This is a genomic window from Kitasatospora sp. NPDC057542 (genome assembly GCF_042801945.1).
Classification (GTDB): domain Bacteria; phylum Actinomycetota; class Actinomycetes; order Streptomycetales; family Streptomycetaceae; genus Kitasatospora.
Genome location: NZ_JBHVFE010000597.1, coordinates 1 through 4,760, shown reverse-complemented (window position 1 = coordinate 4,760; position 4,760 = coordinate 1). Strand labels below are relative to the sequence as shown.

Annotated in this window: 6 protein-coding genes; 3 read left to right on the top strand and 3 right to left on the bottom strand. The window is 74.6% G+C overall.

The features are described 5' to 3' along the window. Positions 1–51: 51 nt before the first annotated feature. A complete protein-coding gene (locus ACFU7Y_RS40415) occupies positions 52–438 on the bottom strand; it encodes a VOC family protein (protein ID WP_224279696.1) in 387 nt (128 codons plus the stop codon). 129 nt (positions 439–567) lie between these two features. On the opposite strand from ACFU7Y_RS40415, the gene ACFU7Y_RS40410 reads away from it, so the two are divergent. Beyond that, entirely contained in the window at positions 568–1,494 is a 927-nt protein-coding gene (locus ACFU7Y_RS40410; protein ID WP_224279694.1) for a LysR family transcriptional regulator, read from the top strand. Between the two features lie 17 nt (positions 1,495–1,511). Here ACFU7Y_RS40410 and ACFU7Y_RS40405 read toward each other — a convergent pair whose 3' ends face one another. Continuing rightward, a complete protein-coding gene (locus tag ACFU7Y_RS40405) occupies positions 1,512–2,348 on the bottom strand; it encodes a helix-turn-helix domain-containing protein (protein ID WP_224279692.1) in 837 nt (278 codons plus the stop codon). Positions 2,349–2,449: 101 nt separating this feature from the next. On the opposite strand from ACFU7Y_RS40405, the gene ACFU7Y_RS40400 reads away from it, so the two are divergent. Both ACFU7Y_RS40400 and ACFU7Y_RS40395 read left to right on the top strand, forming a co-directional pair. Continuing rightward, positions 2,450–3,046, top strand: a complete 597-nt coding sequence (locus ACFU7Y_RS40400) for an NADPH-dependent FMN reductase (RefSeq protein WP_380771363.1) — start codon at positions 2,450–2,452, stop codon at positions 3,044–3,046. A gap of 16 nt (positions 3,047–3,062) precedes the next feature. Next, positions 3,063–4,031, top strand: coding sequence for an aldo/keto reductase (locus ACFU7Y_RS40395; protein ID WP_224279689.1), 969 nt, complete (start codon positions 3,063–3,065; stop codon positions 4,029–4,031). Positions 4,032–4,069: 38 nt separating this feature from the next. On the opposite strand, the gene ACFU7Y_RS40390 is transcribed toward ACFU7Y_RS40395, so the two are convergent. Further along, on the bottom strand, positions 4,070–4,630 hold the full coding sequence (locus ACFU7Y_RS40390; protein ID WP_224279687.1) for a hypothetical protein: 561 nt from the start codon (positions 4,628–4,630) through the stop codon (positions 4,070–4,072). Positions 4,631–4,760: the final 130 nt, after the last annotated feature.

Genomic DNA, 4,760 nt, shown 5'->3' with positions numbered 1-4,760 from the left:
GGGCGCGGGTGGCCGCCCCGGGCCACCCCCGTGGGGCCGGGGCGGCACCGCTCACTTGTCGGCGTCCTGGGGGTACCAGCGGAGCTCGACCGTGTTGCCGTCGGGGTCGCGGACGTAGATCGAGGTGGCGTTGCCGCGGGCGCCGTAGCGGGTGACCGGGCCTTCGAGGACGGTGAAGACGCCGGAGTCGATGACCTCCTGCCAGTCGAGGGGCTCGACGGTGAGGCAGATGTGGTCGACGTTGGACTCCTGCCGGGGACGGCTGGTCAGGTCGATGATGGTGTCGGGGGTGACGCGGACGGACGGGAAGGACACCTTGCCGGCCCGCCACTCGTCGACGCGGACGGGCTCCAGGCCGAGCAGGCCGGAGTAGAAGGCCAGCGAGCGTTCGACGTCGGCGACGTTGAGGACGAGGTGGTCGAAGGCTACGACGCGCATGGGTGTTCGGCTCCGCTCGGGTGCGACTGCTGGTGACGGGTTCAACGATCCCGCCGTCCGGACGGGTGATCAATGCGCGATGGACGTACGATCGTTGAGCAGAATTCAACGATCGAGGGGTGGGGCTGGATGCTGGAACGGCTGGAGGTCGAGGTCTTCCTCACGCTCGCCGAGGAGCTGCACTTCGGCCGGACCGCCGAGCGCCTGCACCTGACCACCGGGCGGGTCAGCCAGGTGGTGAAGAAGCTGGAGCGTCGGATCGGCGGCCCGCTGTTCGAGCGCACCAGCCGGTCGGTCCGACTCAGCGCCGTGGGACGGCAGTTGGCGGACGACCTGGCGCCGGTGGTGGAGGCGATGGCGGCGGCGCTGCGGCGCGCGGAGGACGCCAGCCGAGGGGTCACCGGGGAGCTGCGGGTGGCGTTCCTCGGGGAGTGGACGGCGCCGGTGCTGCTCAAGGCGGTCGCGCTGTTCGGCGAGCGGCACCCCGACTGCCGGGTGGACGTCCGCGAGGTCCAGCTCTCCAACTCCCGGGCGAGCCTGGTGGACGGCTCGGTGGACGTCCTGATCGCCTCCTACCCGTTCGACGGCATGGCCTGTGGGCCGGTGCTGCTGACCGAGCGGCGGGTCCTCGCGGTGGCGGCCGGGCACCCGCTGGCCGCGGAGCGGTCGGTGTCGGTCGAGGTGCTCGCCGACCACCCGGTGGTGCAGTACCCGGCCGTCACCTCGGCGGCCTTCAAGCGCGACCGCACCCCCGACCACACCCCGTCCGGCCGCCCGGTGCCCAAGGGCCCGTCCGGCAGCACCTTCTCCGAGATGCTCAGCCTGGTCGCGATGGGCCGCGGCGTCCTCCCGGTCGGCGAGCACTCCCGCCGCTACTACCCGCGTCCGGACGTCGCGTACGTGCCGATCCACGACGTGCCCCCGATCGAGCGCGGCCCGGTCTGGCTGGAGAGCAACACCACCGCCCGGGTCCGCGCCTTCGTCCGGGCGGCGGCGGACGTCGCCGAGCGGCGGGCCGACGGGGCGGCGCCGTCGTGCGTCGTGGCGGCGGGCTGAGGGGGCGGCGGAGCGCTTCAGGAGATCGCGCGCAGCCGGGGCCGCTCCGGGGCGAGCAGGCGGTCGAGGTGGGCGGCGGTGTCGTCGTCCGCGGGGAGCAGCACGAGGAGCTGCTGGGAGTCGTCGGGGAGCTCCAGCGTCTCGCGGTGGAGCCGGAGTTCGGGGCCGGACGGGTGGCGGAGGCGGAGCGGGCCGCGGTGGGGGACGAGGTGGTTGCCGAGCCGGCGGGTGAAGTCGGGGCCGGCGAGCGGGGCGAGTTCGGTGCTCAGCCACTCGGCGGACTCGACCGAGGGGCCGAGCCAGAGGTCGAAGGCCTGTTCGTCGGCGACGTCGTCCCAGTCGGCGAACAGGGTGCGGGCGCGCGGGTCGGTGAAGACGTAGCGGGTGAGGTTGGGCGCCGGGGTGTCGAGCAGTCCGGCCGCGCCGAGGACGGCCGCGTAGCCGCTGGTGTGGGCGAGGACGTCGCCGAGGCGGTTGGTGACGGCGGCGACGCCGGGTTCGAGCAGGCGCAGCGTCGCGAGGACGGTGGGGCGCAGCTCGCGCGGGGCGGGGGCGGGCCGGGTGCGGCCGGCGCACGCGCCACCGGTGATCTTGGTGAGGTAGCGCAGGTGGTTGCGCTCGGCGGGGTCGAGGCTGAGGGCGTCGGCGAGTGCGTTGACCACGGGGGTGGAGGGGTTGCGGTCGCGGCCCTGCTCCAGCCGGGTCAGGTACTCGACGCTGATGCCGGCCCGGACGGCCAGGTCGGAGCGGCGCAGCCCGGGCGAGCGGCGGCGGCCGTGGTCGGGCAGGCCCAGCGCCTCCGGCTGGATGCTGTCGCGCTTCGCGCGGATGAAGTCCCCCATTGGTGTGCCCATATGACGAGCGTACGGCCGATCGTCACGCCGAGGGTGGCCCTGCGGGGGCCAGCCTGAGCGCGGCCTGGTTACGGCCGCGGAGCGGGCGGAGGGTGGTGGCCATGGAGACGAACACGCACAAGCTGGTGATCATCCTCGGCAGCGTCCGGGAGGGCCGGTTCGGCCCGGTGGTGTCCTCGTGGGTGGCCGAACAGGCCGCCGCGCACGGGGGCTTCGAGGTCGAGGTGGTGGACCTCGCCGAGGTCGAGCTGCCGCTCGAACTCCCCGCCGCCCCGCCGAAGTTCGCGGGTGACGGCTACCCGCGGCCGGCCGGGATGGCGAAGCTGACCGAGGCCCTGGAGGGCGCCGATGCCTTCGTCGTCGTCACACCGGAGTACAACCACAGCTACCCGGCCTCGCTGAAGGCCGCGATCGACTGGCACTTCACCCAGTGGACGGCCAAGCCGGTGGCCTTCGTCAGCTACGGCGGCGCGGCCGGCGGCCGGCACGCCGTGCTGCACCTGGAGAACGTGCTGACCGAGCTGCACGCGGTGACCATCCGGGACGGCCTGGCCTTCCCGAACTACTTCACCGCCTGGGCGGACGGCCGCCCGAACGACCCGCAGGCGCCCGGCTACGCCAAGGTCCTGCTCGACCAACTGTCCTGGTGGGCGGGCGCGTTGAAGAACGCGCGGGCCGCCGTGCCGTACCCGGCCTGAGGGGAGGGGAAGAACGGTGGAGTACCTGGAACTGCCCGGCACCGACCTGGAGGTCAGCCGGATCGCGCTCGGCTGCATGGGCTTCGGCGGTGGCGGCGGCGGGCACAACCCGTGGGCGCTGGACGAGGAGGCCGCCGCGCCGGTGTTCCGGCGGGCGGTCGAGCTCGGCATCACCCTCTGGGACACCGCCAACGTGTACGGCGGCGGCGCCTCGGAGGAGCTGGTCGGCCGGGCGGTGCGGCGCTACACCCGGCGCGAGGACGTCGTGCTGGCGACCAAGGCGGGCCTGCCGATGCACGACGGCCCGGGCGGCTCCGGCCTGTCCCGGCGGGCGGTCCTGGAGCAGGTGGACGGCTCGCTGGCCCGCCTCGGCACGGACCACATCGACCTCTTCCAGCTGCACCGCTTCGACCCGGCGACCCCGGTCGAGGAGACGGTGGCGGCGCTGTGCGAGGTGGTCGAGGCGGGGAAGGTCCGGTACGTCGGCGTCTCCTCGATGTGGGCCTGGCGGTTCGCGAAGCTGCGGCACGCGGCGGCCCTGGCCGGCGGCCCGCAGTTCGTGTCGATGCAGCACCAGTACAGCCTGGTGCAGCGCGAGGAGGAGCGGGAGATGTTCCCGTTCCTCGCCGACCAGGGCGTGGCCGGCCTGGCCTGGTGCCCGCTGGCCTCGGGCCGGCTGGCCCGGCCGTACGGGCAGGGCACCGCCCGCTCGGCCGGGGACCCGGTCGCCGGACGCTTCTTCGCGGACGTCGACCGCCCGATCGTGGACGCCGTCCAGCACGTCGCCGAGGCCCGCGGCGTGCCGATGGCACAGGTCGCGCTCGCCTGGGTGCTGCGCAACCCGGTGGTCGCCGCCCCGATCGTCGGCGCCACCCGCCCGGGCCACCTGGACGACGCGGCGGCCGCCCTGCGGCTCGGCCTCACCGACGCCGAGGCGGCGGCCCTGGAGGCCCCGTACACGCCCCGCCTGCCGACCGGCTTCTGAGCCGGGGACGGCTCGACCCGTTCTGCGCCGGGGACGGCTCAAACCGCCCTGCGCCGGCGGTAGTAGTGCACGGTGAGCACGGCGAGCAGCGGGCCCCAGGCGGCCAGCGGCAGGTAGCCGATCCAGAACACGAGGGTCTGCCAGCCGTGGGTGATGACCCCGCCCTCGTCGCCCCGGATGGTCAGGCCGAGGGAGAACATCACCATCGCGTACGGGAAGACCATCAGCACCGCCGAGCCGAGCCCGGCCGGGAGCACGGCGGCGAGCACCGGGACCGGGCGGCCGCCGAGACCGGGGATCCAGCGCGGCCACACCTCGCCCCAGCGGGCGACCAGGCCGAAGCAGAGGAAGGCCAGCGCCTCGCTGACCACGCTGAGCGCGAGGATGTACCCCCAGCCGCCGTCGAACGAGGCGGGGTCCTGTTCCGGGGGCGTCGGGCCGTGGTCGAGCAGCGGCAGTCCGAGGATGAAGCCGCCGATCCGCCAGAGGCAGGAGGGCAGCACCGCCAGGGTGATCGCGTACCCGGTCCGCACCGCCCAGCGGGGCACACCCGGTGCGGGTGTGCCGTGCAGTCGTGCCGCGATTGTCCGTGCGCCCATGGTTCCGCCTCCCGGCCCGGGCGGACGCCGTCCGTCCGCCACCGGCTCCGACCCTCCCGGAGGACGCCCGCGGGGGCGTCCTCACCCGGGCTGAACCCGGGCCGGCCCGCTCCCCCGGGCGGGGGAGCGG